This is a genomic window from Amycolatopsis sp. NPDC043889, assembly GCF_056435645.1.
This window is the reverse complement of sequence record NZ_JBWKEC010000070.1, coordinates 1-1,652: the sequence shown is the minus strand read 5'-3', so window position 1 is coordinate 1,652 and position 1,652 is coordinate 1. Positions and strand designations below refer to the sequence as shown.

Sequence of the window (1,652 nt, the reverse complement as noted above, 5' to 3'; positions counted from 1 at the left end):
CTAGCCTCGATCTTGCATGGGGTTCTGTGAGTTCGTCGGGATTGCTGCTGTGGTCGGGTTTTCGGTTGAAAGTCTTGCTGTGGGCAGGGTTGTGAGCCGACTGTCGTGTCGGTGGGCGGGTTCCGAGGGTCCTTGGTTGTAGGGGCAGAGGGTGTGAATCAGTCGGGCCAGGGTGCTGCGCGGAGTCGGGTGAAGGCGTTCGCGAGGTGCGCGGCCCAGGGCCAGTCCCGGTCGAGGTGCAGGGTGGGGATGCGGGCGGTGCGGGTGAGTTTCGCGGCGATGGCGCAGATGCGGTAGCGGAAGGTCGCGGGTTCGCAGCGGGCCAGCTCGCCGGTGAAACACAGGGCCTGCGCCCAGGTGAGCAGGTCTGCGGCGGTCAGCGCGAGTTCGAGCCAGGTTTTGTTCCCGTTGTAGCCGCGGCAGGGCAGGTTGCGCAGGCCTGTGGCTTTGCCGCAGCGGATCCGGTCCTCGACCCGTGCGTGGGATCGGTGGTGGACCTCGAGGTCGGCGAGTTGCCCGCCTTGGGTGTCGGTGATGAACGCGGTGAACCGGTGCCCGTCGGTGTCGGTGAATCGCAGCTGCGCACCGGGGTGTGGTCGTTCCCGGCGGACGATGACCCGCGATCGGTCCGGCCATTTCGACAGGTCGAGCATGCCGGTGATCTCGGCGACCCACGCCCCCTTCCGCGGCCGGCCGTCAAGATCGTAGGCCGGGATCCACGCGTGGTCGGGAATCGTCAGGACGGCGGCCTGGACCTCGGCGGCGATGGAGAACCCGAGCGAGAAGCCGCATCCCGCGGCGCGTACCGCGGCGGCGAAGGCGTGCGTCGCGCCGGCAGCGTCGGTCCGCACCATCACCCGCGGTGCCTCGGGATCAGCCAGGCTGGGCCGGGCATGGGCGGGCAACGCAGACAGGGCCATGGTGAGGATCTCGATGTGGTCGGCGGCGGTGTTCGCCCCGGCTTTCCCGGGTCGCAGGATCCCGGCCAAGGCTTCCCCGCCGGCGACGTCGGGGCGGTCGAGGTAGGCCAGCAGCGGATGGAACCCGAACGTCCGTTTCCATGTTTTCGCCGCGTACTCCTTCTCACTGTGCGCGATCGTGATCGTCGCATCAATGTCGATCACCAGCCCGGCCGCGAGGTCGGGGCCTGCTCCGGCGGCCCAGGCCCGTTCCCGCGCCGCCGCGCGGACCGACTGCAGCCGAGCCAGATGTTCGTCGTCGACCCGATCCAAGACCCGCCACGCGGTGGCGTCACTGGCCACCGGACCGAACAGTTTGTCCTGGTCTCGCAGCGTCGCCAAGTGTGCCAGTGCGTCACCGCCGTCGGCGATCATCACCGCCAGATCAGCCAATACCCGGCCCGGCAGGTGAGTTGGTATCCCGGCATAGGTGCCGATAAGCGCTTCTGACCAGCCGATTCCCAGCCCGGTGCTGACGGTGAGTTCGCGTAGTAGAGCTACCCCGGCGCGAGAGACGAGACCACTGCCGTCCGCGGTGACCCGGACTTGCGACTGCTTGCTATCGTGCACCAAGGAAGTGCCTTCCCGTGAGAGAACCCTGGACCTTCGCAAGCCCAAGTTTCCCTTACAGGACAGGCACTTCCTCCATTTCACGACCAGATCTACATCACACTGCGTGAAAGACGCAGGCTA

Annotated in this window: 1 protein-coding gene; it reads right to left on the bottom strand. The window is 67.3% G+C overall.

Features of this window, described 5'->3' with window-relative positions:
• Positions 1 to 158: 158 nt before the first annotated feature.
• Complete coding sequence (locus AC0685_RS43420) at positions 159 to 1,532, bottom strand: IS1380 family transposase (RefSeq protein ID WP_478230849.1); 1,374 nt, start codon at positions 1,530 to 1,532, stop codon at positions 159 to 161.
• Positions 1,533 to 1,652: the final 120 nt, after the last annotated feature.